Origin of the sequence: Pseudomonas sp. YQ_6 (assembly GCF_043103245.1) — a bacterium.
Taxonomy (GTDB): Bacteria; Pseudomonadota; Gammaproteobacteria; order Pseudomonadales; family Pseudomonadaceae; genus Aquipseudomonas; species Aquipseudomonas alloputida.
Genome location: NZ_JBICJR010000047.1, coordinates 152,493 through 167,201 on the forward strand (window position 1 = coordinate 152,493; position 14,709 = coordinate 167,201).

The window sequence follows — 14,709 nt, forward strand, 5'->3', positions numbered from 1 at the left end:
GGGAGGTGGACATGAGCGACGCACAAAGCGCCCGTGACAACTACCAGGGTGTGTGGGGCCAGCGCATCGGCTTTGGCCGCAAGCCGGCCCTGCTGATGATCGACTTCATGCAGGGCTACACCACCCCGGGCGCACCGCTGTACGCCCCAGGCGTGGTCGCGGCGGTCGAGCAGGCCGCCGGCCTGCTGGCGCTGGCGCGCGACTGCGGTACCTTGGTGGTGCATACCAACATCCGCTACCAGCCGCCGCATTTTGCTGACGGCGGCGTGTGGGTGCGCAAGGCGCCGGTGATGAAGGACATGGTCGAAGGTAACCCGCTGGCAGCCTTTTGCGAGGCCGTTGCGCCACAGGCAGGGGAGGTGGTGCTGAGTAAGCAGTACGCCAGCGCCTTCTTTGCCACCAGCCTGGCCCCGCTGCTGCATGCACAAGGGGTGGATACCGTGGTGCTGGCTGGCTGCTCGACCAGCGGCTGCATCCGCGCCAGTGCGGTGGATGCCATGCAGCACGGGTTTCGAACCATCGTGGTGCGCGAGTGTGTCGGTGACCGCCACAGCGACCCGCACGAAGCCAACCTGTTCGACATCGACAGCAAGTACGGCGATGTCGTCACCCGGCAGGATGCCATGCAGCAACTCAGGCACTTGGCCGGCTGAACGCCGGGCAGCGCCTACCCAATAACAATCAAGGACCGGTGCGGGAAGCCCGTCCATGACCGCCTGCTGTCCGGGTGGTCGCCCCGCAGGAGCACTCGGGGTCTTCAGGCGCTGTCCAGGCCCGCCGCGTAGAATGCGCGGCGTGCCCGGCGCGTCGAAAACTGCTGGCCTTAAAACAACCACAAAGTCGCCCGCCAGGAGACAGGAAATGCCAATTGCGAATGCAACCACGGTCCACAGTGACATCGACCATGGCACGAAAGCGTTGTACAGCAAGATCACCTGGAGGCTCATCCCCTTCTTGTGTTTCTGCTACCTCGCAGCTTATCTGGACCGCATCAATGTCGGCTTCGCCAAGCTGCAGATGCTCGAAGACCTGCAGTTCAGCACAGCGGCCTATGGCCTGGGTGCCGGGCTGTTCTTCGTCGGCTACATCATCTTCGAAGTGCCGAGCAACCTGATCCTGCAGCGCGTTGGCGCCAAGCTGTGGATCGCCCGCATCATGATCACCTGGGGCCTGCTTTCGGCCTGCACCATGTTCGTCACCAGCACCACCCAGTTCTATATCCTGCGTTTCCTGCTGGGTGCGGCCGAAGCCGGCTTCCTGCCAGGCGTGCTGTTCTACCTGACCATGTGGTACCCCACTTATCGCCGCGGGCGCATCATTGCCCTGTTCATGATCGGGCTGCCGTTGTCGAGCGTGATTGGCGGGCCGATTTCTGGCTGGATCATGGGGCATTTCGACCAGGTTCACGGTTTGCATGGGTGGCAGTGGCTGTTCCTGCTGGAGGCGATCCCCAGCGTTTTACTCGGCATCCTCACGTTCTGGGCATTGCCTAACCATTTCCAGCAGGCCAAATGGCTGTCGGCTGACGACAAGGCACAACTGGCGGCAGACCTGGCCGCGGACGATGCCGAGGGCAAGGACAGCAAACACAGCTTCCGTGATGGCTTCTTCAACCTTAAGGTGTGGATGCTCGGTGGTATCGACTTTTCGATCCTGCTCAGCGCCTATGCGATGGGCTTCTGGATGCCGACCTTCATCCGCGATGCGGGCGTCAGCGATACCTTCCATATCGGCCTGCTCACGGCCATTCCAAGCCTGGCCGCGCTGGCCGGCATGCTCATGATCGGGGCCAGCTCCGACCGCCACCGCGAGCGCCGCTGGCACATCATCGTGCCGTTCATCATTGGTGCAATCGCCATGGCCAGCAGCACCTTGTTCAGCCAGAACCTGGTGATGACCGTGGTGCTGTTCGCCATTGCCTCGGCGGCGATCATCGGCGCGGTGCCGGTGTTCTTCAGCCTGCCGGCGACCTTCCTCAAAGGCACCGCAGCCGCCACCGGTTTTGCCCTGGCCTGTTCGGTAGCCAACATCGCCGGCCTGGTGAGCAACTCACTGATGGGCGTGGTCACCGACCTCACCGGCACCTCGCACGCTGCGCTGTGGGTGTTTGCCGGCTGCCTGATCCTCAGCTGCTTCCTGGTCATCGCCTTGCCGGCCAAGCTGGTCAACCGCTAGCGGCCCAGCGCTTCACGCAACGGCAGGGCAGGCGGGCCGGGGGCCCGCCTGCCGACCTCTCTCGATGCAACCCGCACGCCGGTGGCCATGCAGTGCCGCCGCGCCGGGTTGCTGTTGCCCAAATCCAGGAGTAGCCCTATGCAAGGTTTCACTGCGCCGCGTTTTTCTTCATCTGCACGACTGGCCGGCGGTTGTATTGCCGCCGCCTTGTGTGCGGAAGCCTCGGCAGACGAGCCCGGTTTCATCGAACGTGCCCGCGCCACGCTGCAGGCGCGCAATTACTTCTTCAGCCGCGACTATGCCGATATCAAGGGCGCCAGCACCCAGTCGCGTACCCAGGAATGGGCGCAGGGGTTTATCCTCAATGCCAGCTCCGGTTATACCCAGGGCACCGTTGGCGTGGGTGTGGATGTTACCGGCCTGCTGGGTTTCAAGCTCGACAGCAGCCCGGAACATGCCCGGTCCGGGTTGCTGCCCAGCCTGGACAGCGGCAAGTCGGCGGACGAATACAGCCGCCTGGGTGCGGCGATCAAGTTCAAGGTGTCGCAAACCGAGCTGAAGGTGGGCGAGTTGATGCCCAACCTGCCGGTGCTGCTGTTCAGCGATTTGCGCCTGTTGCCGCCGACTTACCAGGGCGCGATGCTGGAGTCGCGCGAGTTCGCCGGGTTGACCCTGAGCGCCGGCCAGTTCCGCTCCACCAGCCTGCGCGACTCGTCCAACAGCCAGAAGATGTACGCGCTGGTCAACGATCCGATCAACCCGGCGCGGCTGGCGCGCTTTACCAGCGACCGGTTCAACTACGTGGGTGCCGACTATGCCTTCAACGACAACCGTACCAGCGTCGGTGTCTGGCAGGCGCAGTTGGAGGATATCTACCAGCAGCGCTTCTATAGCTTCAAGCATGCCGAGCCGATCGGGGGCTGGACGCTGGGGGTCAATGCCGGTTACTTCGATGCCCGCGAGGACGGGAGCAAGGTGGCTGGCGACTACGATAACCATGCGCTGTTCAGCCTGTTCTCGGCCAAGACCGGCGGGCATACCTTCTATGTGGGCTATCAGCAGATCGGCGGGGATGACGGCTTTATCCAGGTAGGCGCCAACACCAACCCGATGGGTAATACGCTGCCGACCTATGAGTTCTCGGCGCCGGGTGAACGCTCGTGGCAGGTGCGCCATGATTACAATTTTGTCGCCTTGGGGCTTCCGGGGCTGACGTCGACCCTGCGTTATGTAAAGGGGCGAGACGTGGAAACAGGGCTGGGCTTTGAAGGGCGTGACCGCGAGCGTGACCTGGACCTGGCCTACGTGGTGCAAAGCGGGCCGTTGGCCGGGCTTGGGATACGGGTGCGCAACGTGATGGCGCGCTCCAACTACCGGACAGATATAGATGAGAACCGCTTGATTCTGAGTTACACGATCAAGTTGTTCTGAGGGGGTAGGTGACCCGGCGCCAGCTCGGTTCCCGAAGCAACCTTGTGCTGCGAAGAAGCAATAACTGCCTAAGGCAGTCGTTTGCCTTACCGCGCTCTTCGCAGCGCAAGGCTGCTCCTGCACGTGCTGGGTAGGTTTGAGCTGTGGAGCATGACAATGGCTCTTGCAGGTCACTGCAAGGTGTCGGGCTTCAGGCTATCTGGCAGTTGCCGAATGGCCTCCTCAAGCCGCGCGATCGGCCCAGTGAGTTGATCCGCTTCCTTGTCCTTGCCTTCACCTCTTAAGCGCTCACGCTCAACGCGCAGGTTAAGCAGATTTTTCTGCAACTTCAGTGCAGAGGTTTTGAACGAGTCCATGCTTTTCTCACGCTGTAGGCTTCCGTACCGTTGTAGGAAAAATGGACCGTAGCAGCTCGAATTTGCCGGAGAAACTGATGTTTCATACAGGCAATACTCATTGCCGCGACCTTTCCTACGGAGTGCGGTAAATAATCCTACAAGTCGTGTTTCAGATCGTGTCCTCCCAAGCAAGCTCAATCTACCGTATTGGCTGGGTTCGGGCGCTTTCGAGGGGCAGCGCACCCAACGCAGGTACTGCGCAAAGCTGGAGGCGTGTTTAGAAACTTCATGTATCAATTGCCGGCCCGCGAGCGACACGTGCTCAGCGTCAACCACTGCGGCTGAATCCAGCCCAGCGGCATCTGCGCATCACATCTGATCCGCTTTTTTTCCATAAACCTGAATCTGTAACCGTATCAGCCCAAGCTCGACAATATGCCCATTCCCGCATCACAACTGTAGAGGTTCCAATGGGCAAGCTGGCGCTGTTCCTGGGTGGTTTTCTGCTGCTGACCATTCTGATTGGTATTCTTGGCACCATTCCGCCAAGCTGAGTTCAACTGCGTTTTCCCCTGCGCGGCCCGTCCACTTCAAGCGACGGGCCCAATCTATTGGCCAATGGCCGGTCATCTTCTTCATCGCACTGTTGGATCAGCATCAGGTGCAAGTCATTCTCAGGGCAGGAGCGGATCGAGCTGGTCAAGTTGGCCAATTCGCCTTTCTCCTTGTGCGATAAGTCGTTCTTTACGCTGGGAAATCTGTCCACAAAAAACGTGGGTAGGTCTGTGGATAAAGTGCTGCAAGCCAGACCCGCGGCGGGCTCTGTTAAATTGAGCAGAAATTGAACAGTCGTTTCATGGCCTGTTTCAGCGTAGCGGGCCGGCACGGCGCAGGGCGGCCAGCAAGTCACGCACCCGCGTCGGCAACTCGCCGGCAGGGTATACAGCATGCATCTGTGGGTCCTGGCCGCTACTGGACGTCAAGCGGTACTGCGGGCACACCCGCACCAGGCGCCCGGCCTTGACCTGTGCTTCGCCGACCCAGGCGGCAAGGCGGGCGATGCCGGCGCCGGCCAGGGCACTGTGGTACACCGCGCCTCCTGAGCCCAGGCGGAGCCTGGGCCTGGGGCGAAGGCTGGTGATCTGGTCATCGTGGCAAAAGTGCCAGGCCTTGAGGATGCGTGGCGCGGTATGCAGGATCAAGGTGTGTCCATCCAGGTCTTCCGGATGTTGCGGTGTGCCAGCCAGGGCCAGATATGCCGGGCTGGCATACAGGTGGCGCTGGTAGGGCCAAAGCGGATAGCCGATCAGCTCGCTCGATTGCGGGAAGGCACCGCGCACCACGAAGTCGAATTTACCTTGCAGCGGGTCAAGGGCTTCGTCGCTGTACTGCACGTCCAGGGTCACCTGGGGGTGGCGGCGGGAAAACTCGGCAAGCACTTGCGGTAGCACATGCTCTCCCAGCAGTTGCGGCGCGGCAAAGCGAATCCAGCCTTGGGCGCTGCCGCTGAGCGCGGCCAGTTCGTCGGCAGCATCGCGTTGCACATCCAGCAAGCGTTCGGCATGCGGCAGCAAGCGCTCGCCGGCCTCGGTCAGGGTGACGGCGTTGGCGTTGCGGTTGAGCAGTTTGCTTCCCGCATTGTCTTCCAGGGTTTGTACCGCGCGTGTAACTGCGCTGGGTGAACGCCCCAGGGCGCGGGCGGCAGCAACGAAGCTGCGCTTGTGCGCCACGCTGACGAACGCCTGGATTTCCCGCAGCATGTCCAGTGCCATGGCCTGCTCCTCGTTGCAGTTATCGCAATATGGCATTTCAACACAAGTGTGCCACTTTGATTAGCCTTGCAGGCGTCTTCACTGCCTGGAACCGCGTCATGATGGATATTGCTGTGCTTTCTGTGTTCGCCTTCGCCGCTGGGTTGATCGACGCTGCGGTGGGTGGCGGCGGGCTGATCCAGATCCCGGCCTTGTTCAACGTATTGCCCTCCGCGCAACCGGCCGCATTGCTCGGCAGCAATAAACTGGCGTCCGTGTGCGGCACGGCCTTCGCGGCCCGCTCGTTCATCCGTAAAGTGACGCTGGATTGGGGGTTGATCGTACCGGCGGCACTCAGTGCCTTTGTCATGTCGTTCGCAGGGGCCGCCACGGTGTCACTGGTACCCCCCAGCGTGATGCGCCCGGCAGTGCTGGTGCTGATCGTGCTGATGGCGGTCTACACCTTCTGCAAGAAGGACTTCGGCACCTTGCACACACCTGCGCGGGTCGGCCGCAAGGAGCAGTGCCTGGCAGTGCTGATCGGCGGCGCTATCGGCTTCTACGATGGCCTGTTCGGCCCGGGTACCGGTAGCTTCCTGATCTTCCTGTTCATCCGCTTCTTTGCCCTGGACTTCCTGCACGCCTCGGCTTCGGCCAAGGTGGTGAACATTGCCACCAACCTTGCGGCGCTGGTGTTCTTCGTGCCGACGGGCAACGTGCTGTACGCCATAGCCTTGCCCATGGCGGTGTGTAACATTCTCGGCGCGCTGACCGGTACCTGGCTGGCGGTACGCAAGGGTGCCGGTTTTGTCCGCGGACTGTTCCTGGTGCTGTTGTGTGTGCTGATCGCCAAGCTGTCGTGGGACTTGCTGGTTGGCTAGTTCAGATGACCAGGCGCTGTACTTCGGCCTGTTCAACGCGGTTGCGGCCCCGGGCCTTGGCCCGGTACAGCGCCTGGTCGGCACTCGCCAGCAGTTCGTCCAGGCTGGGGGCCGGCATGTCTGCGTCGCAGCCTGCCACACCGATACTCACGGTAATCTGCAGGCGCTGATCGGCCTGTACCACGTGAAGGTCTTGGATGGCGCGGCGCAGGCGTTCGGCGGTGAAGTTGGCCCGCTCTGGCGCAAGTCCGGGCAGGATGACAACGAATTCTTCGCCACCCAGGCGTGCGATCAGTTCATCGTTGTGCAGTTGGTCCTGCAGGGTGCTGGCGAATTGGCGCAGCACCTGGTCACCGACGGCATGGCCGTGGGCATCGTTGATCGACTTGAAGTGGTCGATGTCCAGCATCATCAGGGTCAGCGGCAGCGCCTGGGCGTGCTGCTGGCGGCTCTCCAGCAACGCGTTGGCGCGGCGTGTGAAGGCGCTGCGGGTGAGCACACCGGTGAGATGATCGACGGTGGCCTGGTGCGCCAGGCGGGCCATGAGGCTACGGTTGGCCTGGCTGACGCAGGCCACCACCAGCGGCCCGAGCACCAGCATTGCGATGCCCAGGCGCGCCGACATCAGCGTGGTAACCCCAGGCTCGCTCTGCGGCACGCTGAAGTGCATGAGGTTTTGCGCCACGGCCACGATCAGCGTACTGCCGGCCGTAAGCGTCAGCAATGAAACCAGGAACGGTGAGTAGGTCCAGGCACACCACAGTAACGCGGCAATCGGGAAGGCAATGGCCCCAGGGCCACCAAAGGCGATGCTGAATGCCAGCGAGGCCATCAGCACCAGCAACGGCGCCAGGCGGATGGATTGCGCGCCGCCGCGCATCAAGGCCCGCACCGAGGGCGCTGTAAGCAGCACCGGCAGCACCAGCACGCCGGTCGAGAACTGTTCGCTGAACCAGGCCAGCCAGGTGGCGCGCAACGACTGTTCGAACCAGGGGGCGGCCATTGCCGCTGCCATGCTGGCCGCCACCATGGCAGCGACGGCGCAGGCGGCGAACACGCTGAGTACGCCGTGCGGGCTGCGCATTCGCCGGTGCATGCGTGGCAAGCGGGACAGCAGCTGCCAGAGGGTGACCACCACGCCAAGATTGCACAGGTTGAACCACAGAGCCGGTACCCAGGCGCTGCCACACAGCAGGTCGGCCCCGACCATGGCCAGCCACACCAGGCTGAAGCCCGTAAAAGTGGCTTGACGGGGGTAGCGCAGCAGTACGCCGGCCAGTACCGCATTGACTGGCCAGAACAGCGACAGCGATTCGATCGGGCGTGCCAGGATGCCGCCCAGGGTAAGGGCGAAGGTTACGCCAAGTACAACGACATAAGGCAACACGCGCGATTGGGCTGGAAAAACCATGAACTCGACCGGCAAGCGGAAACGAAATCCAGGACAACGCGATAGAGCACCTGGGGCAATTACCTGCAGTGTGTTGGCTCAGGGTGGCTGATGTCAATCTGCCGCGATTGGTTGCGATAATGTCAAATTGCCTCTATTTCTGGCCACTTTCCTCACAGCCCGAAGAACCACGGCACCATCACGACGGTAACCAGCATCACCAGCACGGTGAACGGCACGCCAATCTTGACGAAGTCAGCAAAACGGTATTGCCCGGGCCCAAGCACCAGCGTGTTGACCGGTGATGACACCGGCGTCATGAATGCCGCCGACGCGGCCAGTGCGACGGTCATGGCGAACGGGTAGGGCGACATGCCCAGCTGCGCCGCAGTGCTGACCGCCACCGGCGCCATCAGAACGGCGGTGGCGGTGTTGGAAATGAACAGCCCGATCACTGCGGTGACGGCGAACAGGCAGGCAAGAATGGCGCTGGGGCCGGCACCACCCAGCACGTTCACCAGCCCACCTACCGCCAGGTCGATGCCGCCGGTTTTCTGCAGCGCCTGGGCGAAGGGCAGCATGCCCACGATCAGCACCAGGCTTTGCCAGTGGATGGCGCGGTAGGCACTGTTCATGTCGATGCAACGGCCTGCGCCCATCAGCAAGCAGCCGATCAACGCTGCTATGACATTGGGTACGGCGCCGCTGACCATTAGCCCGACCATTACCGCCAGGCTAAGCAACGCTTGCGGCGCGCGAGTGCGGGCTGGTGCGACCAGGTCGATCTCGGCGGGCAAGCTCAGGACCAGGAAGTCTTTGGGCTTGCTTTGCAATTGGCGTACTGCCTTCCACGGGCCGACTACCAGCAGCGTGTCGCCAAGGCGCAGCTTTTCTTCCACCAGTTGCTCTTCGATAGCGGCCTGATCGCGGCGCAGGCCAACCACGTTAAGGCCATAGCGGGTGCGAAACGCCAGTTCGAGGATACTCTTGCCGATCAACTGCGAGCCGGGTGGCAGCGAGACCTCAGCCATTCCCAAATCCTGGGATTGATCGATGAAGTAGGCGGCCTTGAAGTGCAGCGGCTCCAGGTGCATGGTTTGGCACAGGCTGCGCAGGTCGTCATGCTTGGCGAACAGGTCGAGCAGCAGCACGTCGCCCTGATGCAGCACGGTGCCCGAGTCGGCCGCGATCACGCGCGTGGTGAACTTGTGTTGGCGCTCGATACCGATCACGTTGGCGCCGTGTCTGGTGCGCAGTTGCAGCTCGCCAAGGTTGTGGCCGATCAGCGGCGACTGAGGGCGGATGCGCAGGCGTCGTTCACGGCCGTTGAGCTTGTAGTCCAGTACCAGGTCCAGCAAGGTGCGGCGGCTTTCCACCCGGCCGTCCTTGCGCACTTCACCGTTGAGCCAGTGCCGGGTCAGCAGCATGTAGCCAATGCCCAGCACCAGTACCACCAGGCCGAACGGGGTAAAGCTGAAGAAGCTGAACCCCGCTTCGCCATGGCGGACCAGTTCGCTGTGCACCACCACGTTGGGCGGTGTGGCGACCAGGCTGAGCATGCCACTGATGAGGCCGGCAAAAGCCAGTGGCATCATCAGGCGGCTGGGTGAGAGCTGAAGGCGCGCAGCGATGCTCAGCACCACCGGGATAAAAATGGCCACCACGCCGGTGGAGCTCATTATCGATCCCAGCCCGGCCACCGCCACCATCAGCAGTACCAGCAGGCGCGCTTCGCTATTGCCGGCCCGCTCGCTCATCCATTCGCCGATGCGATATGCAATGCCGGTGCGCACCAAGCCTTCGCCAATCACGAACAGGGCGGCGATCAGCACCACGTTGGGGTCGCTGAACCCGGCCAGGGCCTGTTCCACGGTCAGGATGCCGAGTAGTGGCAGGGCGAGAATCACCAGCAGCGCGACCACGTCCATGCGTGGGCGGTTGATGACGAACAGGATGATCACGATGGCCAGCAGGCCGAGGACCCAGAGCAACTCTTGGTTCATGGATAGGGGGTGTTCCTTCACACGGGGGCACGATAGACAGTAGCAGTCAGTGTGCCAGCTTGTAGTGAAGGGGGTGTTGATGTGCTGCAACAAAAAGGGCCGCTATGCGGCCCTCCGGTCACGGGGTCAGTGACGGTGGCGGTGGTGCTTCTTGCTGCCGCGGTTGTCGTCGCCCAGATGGTTGCCGAGGGCACCACCGGCCGCGCCGCCCAGGCCGGCACCCACGGTCGAACCGGTCTTGCCGCCTACTGCGCCGCCCAGCAGCGAGCCGCCGGCTGAGCCCAGGCCACCGCCAATGGCGGCTTCGGTACGGTTGCCTTTGCGCGCACCGACAGCGCTGCCGGCTGCGCCGCCAACGCCGGCACCGATGGCTGCGCCGGTCTTGCCGCCGAGCTGTTGACCAACAACGTTGCCCAGGACACCCCCCAGGCCACCGCCAATGGCGGCAGTACCGTCACCGGCGAAAGCGCCCTGGCATAGCAGCAGGCCGAGGGCAAGGGAAGGCAGAGTCAGACGCATGATACGAACCTCAAAGGAATCATCAGGATAAGTTGCCGCGCAACGGGCGGCAGGTCAGGGCTGAAAGGACGCTTCAGCGGTAGTAGCGGTCACCGCGGTATTGCCGATCGTCATCGCCGTCGCGGTCATGGCGGTGGTGGTGGCGATGGTCACGGTCACGGTCGCGGTCACGCCAGCCGTCGTCATCATGGTAGCGATGGCTATGGCAACCTGCGGTCAGCAGAACAACAGCAACCAGGGAAAGGCTTGCAAGACGCGTGAGCACGATATAGGTCCTTGATCCGCATAGGTTTACGGGGCACCTTTTAAGACTGGGGCCGATCGATTTGGTTTCCCGGGCGGGCAAAAAAAATTGTGCGTTCCAGCGATCAGCGCCAATGCGCCCGCCTGCAACAATGGGCTGTGGCACTGACCGGCATCGACCAGCCCTGGCGTCTCGACGCGTTCCAAGCGCACTTGGCCGGCGGCGAGGTGCTGTGCAATGGGTCGCCTTGGCCAGGGCGTGTCGAATCAGGATGCCGGTTGAATCGCCAGCACCACGCCATTGGTGATTTGCACCAGCACATAATGCCTGCCCATGCGCACCCAGTGGCTTTCCTTTTCCGGTTCGGGCAGGCCCTTGGCTTTCCAGTCCTGGATGGCCTGGTCATCGCGTTTGTACTGGTCCGGGGCCTTGTCGCCGACGTTCAGTTCACGGTTGTGGGTTTCGGGGGCGGTGATGCTTTCTTCGCTTGATGGGGTGGCGCTGACGCTCAGGGGCAGGCAAGGCAGGGCGGCGAGTAGCAGATAGTGCAGTTTCATGAGGCGTTCCTCGTGATGGCATGTTTTATCTGCGACAGCGGCAAGTGCGCGGCAATTCACTCGGGATGCCTGCCAGTGCTAGAGTCGCCTTCTTTTTCGCGACCCCGAGGATGGAACATGCGTGCGATTCTGCCGTTGGCTGCGGTGCTGATGCTGGCCGGTTGTGCTTCTGCGACCATGGAAACGGCGCGTGGCGGCAAGCCGACTGCGCAGCTCGACTCGCACAAGGCGCCAGAGCTGGTCGCCCAGTGCATCCAGTTCAGCTGGCAGGAAGAGAAGGTGTTCGGTGATGACGCCAGCGGCTACCTGGAACCACGCAAGCAGGGCGGGTTCACCGTGTTTACCCGTGAGGCCGAAGCGTTCGTGGACGTTTACCCGCAGTCGGGCGGGACGCGTGTGGATTACTACGCGAAGCAGAACGACGGCGTGGCCCTGCAACGCCGAGCGGCTGCTGCAACCTGCCTGTAACGGCTGGCGCTATCGCCGCTCCTGTAAGGGCCCGTACATTCAGGGTATTGAGCAAGGCAGTTGTTGCCGCAGCAGAGGCGCGCGGGCTTTACAATTTTTATCAAGGCAGTTGTGTCGCAGGGCGCGCGGTGACGACTAGCATAAGGTGCTTCCACGCAAGGACGACACCATGGACCGTTCACTGCAACTCAACCGCATCAGCTGGGATGAGCGTGCCCCGTTGCACGCCGCTTCGAAGGACTACGAGGTCGAACGCCTGGTCCAGCAACACGGGCACTTGTCCGAAACCGTACGCTTCGACCTGCCATTGCTCGGTGACATCGACGGGCTTGATACGGTCCACTTGCAGTGCCACATCGGCACCGACACCCTGTCGCTGGCGCGCCTTGGCGCCAAGGTTTGCGGCCTGGATTATTCCAAGGCTTCGCTGGCCGAGGCACGGGCATTGGCCGAGCGTTGCGCGCTGCCCATCCGGTATGTCGAGTCTGACGTCTATGCCGCCGACAAGGTACTGCCGGCGGGTACTTTCGACCTGGTCTACACGGGTATTGGCGCGCTGTGCTGGCTGCCCCGCATCGAGCCGTGGGCGCGCACCGTCGCGGCACTGCTGAAACCGGGCGGGCGGCTGTTCCTGCGCGACGGGCACCCGATACTGATGGCTGTCAACGAAGATCATCAGGACCGCCTGCAGCTCGAATATCCGTATTTCGAACACGAAGCGCCGACGGTGTGGCACACCGACCAGACCTACGTCGAAACCGATCAACGCCTGACCCACACCGAAACCCACGAATGGAACCACGGCCTGGGTGAAGTGATCACCGCCTTGCTGGCTCACGGCCTGCAGCTGACAGCGCTGGTCGAGCACCAGAGCATCCCCTGGGAGGCGCTGCCGGGGCAGATGGTCAAGGGCGAAGACGGCGAATATCGCCTGCGCGAGCAGCCTGCACGCCTGCCCCTGAGTTACACCTTGGTCGCCGTCAAAGCCTGATCAGGACAGGAAGCCACCGTCGACATTGAGCGTGGTGCCGGTGGTGTAGCTGGAGGCATCGCTGGCCAGGTACAGCACCGCGCCCGCCATTTCCTTGGGGTCGGCCACGCGCTTGAGGGGGATCTGCTGCAAGGCGGCGTTGAGGATGGCTTCGTTCTTCACCAGTGCCGAAGCGAACTTGGTGTCGGTCAGCCCCGGCAGTAGCGCGTTGCAGCGAATACCGAAGGGTGCACACTCTTTGGCGAACACCTTGGTCATGTTGATGACCGCCGCCTTGGTCACCGAATAGATGCCTTGGAACAGCCCGGGTGAAACACCGTTGATCGACGCCACGTTGATGATGCTGCCGCCGCCGTTCTCGCGCATCAGCTTGCCAGCCTCCACCGACATGAAGAAGTACCCACGGATGTTCACGTCCACGGTCTTCTGGAACGCCCCTGGGTCGGTGTCCAGCACATTGCAGAATTGCGGGTTGGTGGCGGCGTTGTTGACCAGCACGTCCAGTCGCCCGAACTGTTCGCGAATGCCGGCGAACACCTGCTGAATCTGTTCCAGCTCACCAATATGGCAGGCCACAGCCGTGGCCTTGCCGCCGGCGGCAATGATGGCGTCGGCCACCTGCTGGCACCCTTCAAGCTTGCGGCTGGAAACGATCACATGGGCCCCTTGCTGCGCGAGCAAGTGGGCGATGGCCTCGCCGATGCCTCGGCTGGCGCCGGAAACAAAGGCAATCTTGCCGTCGAGGTCGAACAGGTGGGTCTTGGACATGCTGTTTTCCTTGTTATCCGTCGTCGTGGGCTGTGCTCAGAGGCTGGACTTGGAAATGACCTGCAAGGTCATTTGTTCCAGCAAGCGGTTCATGTGAATGAACTGGGCGAAACGCTTGTCCTGGGTCTGGCCATGGTAGTAGCGGTAGTAGATCTGCTGAACGATGCCTGCCAGGCGGAACAGGCCATAGCAATAGTAGTAATCGAAGTTGTCCAGGCGGATGCCGGCGCGCTCGGCGTAGTAATCGACGAACTGGCGACGGCTGAGCATGCCTGGCGCGTTGCTTGGCTGGCGGCGCATCAACTGCACTGGCGCCGGGTCGCCGGCTTCGATCCAGTAGGCCAGGCAGTTGCCCAGGTCCATGAGTGGGTCGCCCAGGGTGGCCATTTCCCAGTCCAGCACACCGATGATGCGCATGGGGTTGTCCGCGTCCAGGATGACGTTGTCGAACCGGTAGTCGTTGTGCACGATGCCTGGGCGCGGGTGGTCGGCGGGCATTTTTTCGTGCAGCCAGGCGGTTACCGTTTCCCAGCGTGGCGCATCCGGTGTCAGGGCTTTTTCATAACGGCTGGTCCAGCCCTCGACCTGGCGCTGCACGTAGCCCTCAGGCTTGCCCAGGTCGGCCAGGCCGCAGGCGGTGTAGTCCACCTGGTGCAGCTCGACCAGGCGGTCGATGAAGCTTTTGCACAGGGCTTCGGTCCGGCTGGCGTCCAGGTTCAGTTCGGCCGGGATGTCCGAGCGCAGGATGATGCCCTTGACCCGTTCCATCACATAGAACTCGCCGCCGATCAGGCCGGTGTCGGTGCAGTGTGCGTAGGCCTTGGGGCAGTAGGGGAAGCCGCTGTTCAGCTGGTTGAGGATGCGAAACTCGCGGCCCATGTCGTGTGCCGACTTGGCCTTTTGCCCGAAGGGTGGTCGGCGCAGCACGAAGTCGCGGCCCGGGTAGCTGACCAGGTAGGTGAGGTTGGAGGCGCCGCCAGGAAACTGGCTAATGCTCGGCAGGCCGTGCAGGCCGGGGATATTGGCTTTGAAGTAAGGGTCGATGACGGCCGCGTCGAGTTCTTCGCCGGGGCGTACCTGGGTGGACTGGTCGGTGAGCGTCATGCGTCTTCCTTATTCTCGATAGCAAGTACTATTGGGTAATCTAATGGCCCGTCAGGATTGGAACAATCGTCCCATGTGCCAAATAGGTG

General features: G+C 62.4%; 15 protein-coding genes. 6 read left to right on the plus strand and 9 right to left on the minus strand.

The genetic code is table 11. From position 1 onward, the window contains the following. The first annotated feature begins 11 nt into the window (after positions 1–11). The 3 genes from ACF8FG_RS15585 to ACF8FG_RS15595 all read left to right on the plus strand — a co-directional run bounded on the left by ACF8FG_RS15585 (position 12) and on the right by ACF8FG_RS15595 (position 3,606). The gene (locus ACF8FG_RS15585; protein ID WP_003251109.1) at positions 12–653 is read left to right on the plus strand and encodes an N-carbamoylsarcosine amidohydrolase; all 642 of its coding nucleotides are present in this window, start codon (positions 12–14) and stop codon (positions 651–653) included. Positions 654–861: 208 nt separating this feature from the next. Next, positions 862–2,175 (plus strand): MFS transporter, encoded by a 1,314-nt coding sequence (locus ACF8FG_RS15590; RefSeq protein ID WP_134697519.1) that lies wholly within the window; start codon positions 862–864, stop codon positions 2,173–2,175. Positions 2,176–2,313: 138 nt separating this feature from the next. Next, on the plus strand, positions 2,314–3,606 hold the full coding sequence (locus ACF8FG_RS15595; protein WP_318080683.1) for an OprD family porin: 1,293 nt from the start codon (positions 2,314–2,316) through the stop codon (positions 3,604–3,606). A 170-nt stretch (positions 3,607–3,776) separates the two neighbouring features. Here ACF8FG_RS15595 and ACF8FG_RS15600 read toward each other — a convergent pair whose 3' ends face one another. Both ACF8FG_RS15600 and ACF8FG_RS15605 read right to left on the minus strand, forming a co-directional pair. Beyond that, positions 3,777–3,962, minus strand: coding sequence for a hypothetical protein (locus ACF8FG_RS15600; RefSeq protein ID WP_274147262.1), 186 nt, complete (start codon positions 3,960–3,962; stop codon positions 3,777–3,779). 848 nt (positions 3,963–4,810) lie between these two features. After that, positions 4,811–5,716, minus strand: coding sequence for a LysR substrate-binding domain-containing protein (locus tag ACF8FG_RS15605; protein ID WP_392518943.1), 906 nt, complete (start codon positions 5,714–5,716; stop codon positions 4,811–4,813). Between the two features lie 98 nt (positions 5,717–5,814). Here ACF8FG_RS15605 and ACF8FG_RS15610 point away from each other — a divergent pair, with 98 nt between their 5' ends. After that, positions 5,815–6,576 (plus strand): TSUP family transporter, encoded by a 762-nt coding sequence (locus tag ACF8FG_RS15610; protein WP_014590421.1) that lies wholly within the window; start codon positions 5,815–5,817, stop codon positions 6,574–6,576. Position 6,577: 1 nt separating this feature from the next. Here ACF8FG_RS15610 and ACF8FG_RS15615 read toward each other — a convergent pair whose 3' ends face one another. The 5 genes from ACF8FG_RS15615 to ACF8FG_RS15635 form a co-directional block, all read right to left on the minus strand. After that, complete coding sequence (locus ACF8FG_RS15615) at positions 6,578–8,002, minus strand: GGDEF domain-containing protein (protein WP_014590422.1); 1,425 nt, start codon at positions 8,000–8,002, stop codon at positions 6,578–6,580. Between the two features lie 137 nt (positions 8,003–8,139). Next, positions 8,140–9,969, minus strand: coding sequence for an SLC13 family permease (locus ACF8FG_RS15620; RefSeq protein ID WP_014590423.1), 1,830 nt, complete (start codon positions 9,967–9,969; stop codon positions 8,140–8,142). 126 nt (positions 9,970–10,095) lie between these two features. Further along, complete coding sequence (locus tag ACF8FG_RS15625) at positions 10,096–10,488, minus strand: glycine zipper domain-containing protein (RefSeq protein ID WP_003251091.1); 393 nt, start codon at positions 10,486–10,488, stop codon at positions 10,096–10,098. A gap of 73 nt (positions 10,489–10,561) precedes the next feature. After that, entirely contained in the window at positions 10,562–10,753 is a 192-nt protein-coding gene (locus ACF8FG_RS15630; protein WP_318078345.1) for a hypothetical protein, read from the minus strand. A gap of 245 nt (positions 10,754–10,998) precedes the next feature. Beyond that, positions 10,999–11,289, minus strand: coding sequence for an RcnB family protein (locus tag ACF8FG_RS15635; protein ID WP_318078346.1), 291 nt, complete (start codon positions 11,287–11,289; stop codon positions 10,999–11,001). A 117-nt stretch (positions 11,290–11,406) separates the two neighbouring features. On the opposite strand from ACF8FG_RS15635, the gene ACF8FG_RS15640 reads away from it, so the two are divergent. Next, a complete protein-coding gene (locus ACF8FG_RS15640; RefSeq protein WP_012051882.1) occupies positions 11,407–11,757 on the plus strand; it encodes a hypothetical protein in 351 nt (116 codons plus the stop codon). A 169-nt stretch (positions 11,758–11,926) separates the two neighbouring features. After that, complete coding sequence (locus tag ACF8FG_RS15645; RefSeq protein ID WP_318078353.1) at positions 11,927–12,748, plus strand: class I SAM-dependent methyltransferase; 822 nt, start codon at positions 11,927–11,929, stop codon at positions 12,746–12,748. Here ACF8FG_RS15645 and ACF8FG_RS15650 read toward each other — a convergent pair whose 3' ends face one another. Beyond that, a complete protein-coding gene (locus tag ACF8FG_RS15650; protein WP_021782185.1) occupies positions 12,749–13,516 on the minus strand; it encodes an SDR family oxidoreductase in 768 nt (255 codons plus the stop codon). 36 nt (positions 13,517–13,552) lie between these two features. After that, positions 13,553–14,620, minus strand: a complete 1,068-nt coding sequence (locus ACF8FG_RS15655; protein WP_134697521.1) for a phosphotransferase family protein — start codon at positions 14,618–14,620, stop codon at positions 13,553–13,555. Between the last annotated feature and the right edge of the window lie 89 nt (positions 14,621–14,709).

What these genes read in the sequence shown, in the direction of transcription:
- ACF8FG_RS15610 (WP_014590421.1), top strand. Translation starts at nt 5,815, where the DNA reads ATGATGGATATTGCTGTGCTTTCTGTGTTCGCCTTCGCCGCTGGGTTG.
- ACF8FG_RS15635 (WP_318078346.1), bottom strand. Translation starts at nt 11,289, where the DNA reads ATGAAACTGCACTATCTGCTACTCGCCGCCCTGCCTTGCCTGCCCCTG.
- ACF8FG_RS15600 (WP_274147262.1), bottom strand. Translation starts at nt 3,962, where the DNA reads ATGGACTCGTTCAAAACCTCTGCACTGAAGTTGCAGAAAAATCTGCTT.
- ACF8FG_RS15655 (WP_134697521.1), bottom strand. Translation starts at nt 14,620, where the DNA reads ATGACGCTCACCGACCAGTCCACCCAGGTACGCCCCGGCGAAGAACTC.
- ACF8FG_RS15650 (WP_021782185.1), bottom strand. Translation starts at nt 13,516, where the DNA reads ATGTCCAAGACCCACCTGTTCGACCTCGACGGCAAGATTGCCTTTGTT.
- ACF8FG_RS15620 (WP_014590423.1), bottom strand. Translation starts at nt 9,969, where the DNA reads ATGAACCAAGAGTTGCTCTGGGTCCTCGGCCTGCTGGCCATCGTGATC.
- ACF8FG_RS15595 (WP_318080683.1), top strand. Translation starts at nt 2,314, where the DNA reads ATGCAAGGTTTCACTGCGCCGCGTTTTTCTTCATCTGCACGACTGGCC.
- ACF8FG_RS15640 (WP_012051882.1), top strand. Translation starts at nt 11,407, where the DNA reads ATGCGTGCGATTCTGCCGTTGGCTGCGGTGCTGATGCTGGCCGGTTGT.
- ACF8FG_RS15645 (WP_318078353.1), top strand. Translation starts at nt 11,927, where the DNA reads ATGGACCGTTCACTGCAACTCAACCGCATCAGCTGGGATGAGCGTGCC.
- ACF8FG_RS15605 (WP_392518943.1), bottom strand. Translation starts at nt 5,716, where the DNA reads ATGGCACTGGACATGCTGCGGGAAATCCAGGCGTTCGTCAGCGTGGCG.
- ACF8FG_RS15625 (WP_003251091.1), bottom strand. Translation starts at nt 10,488, where the DNA reads ATGCGTCTGACTCTGCCTTCCCTTGCCCTCGGCCTGCTGCTATGCCAG.
- ACF8FG_RS15590 (WP_134697519.1), top strand. Translation starts at nt 862, where the DNA reads ATGCCAATTGCGAATGCAACCACGGTCCACAGTGACATCGACCATGGC.
- ACF8FG_RS15585 (WP_003251109.1), top strand. Translation starts at nt 12, where the DNA reads ATGAGCGACGCACAAAGCGCCCGTGACAACTACCAGGGTGTGTGGGGC.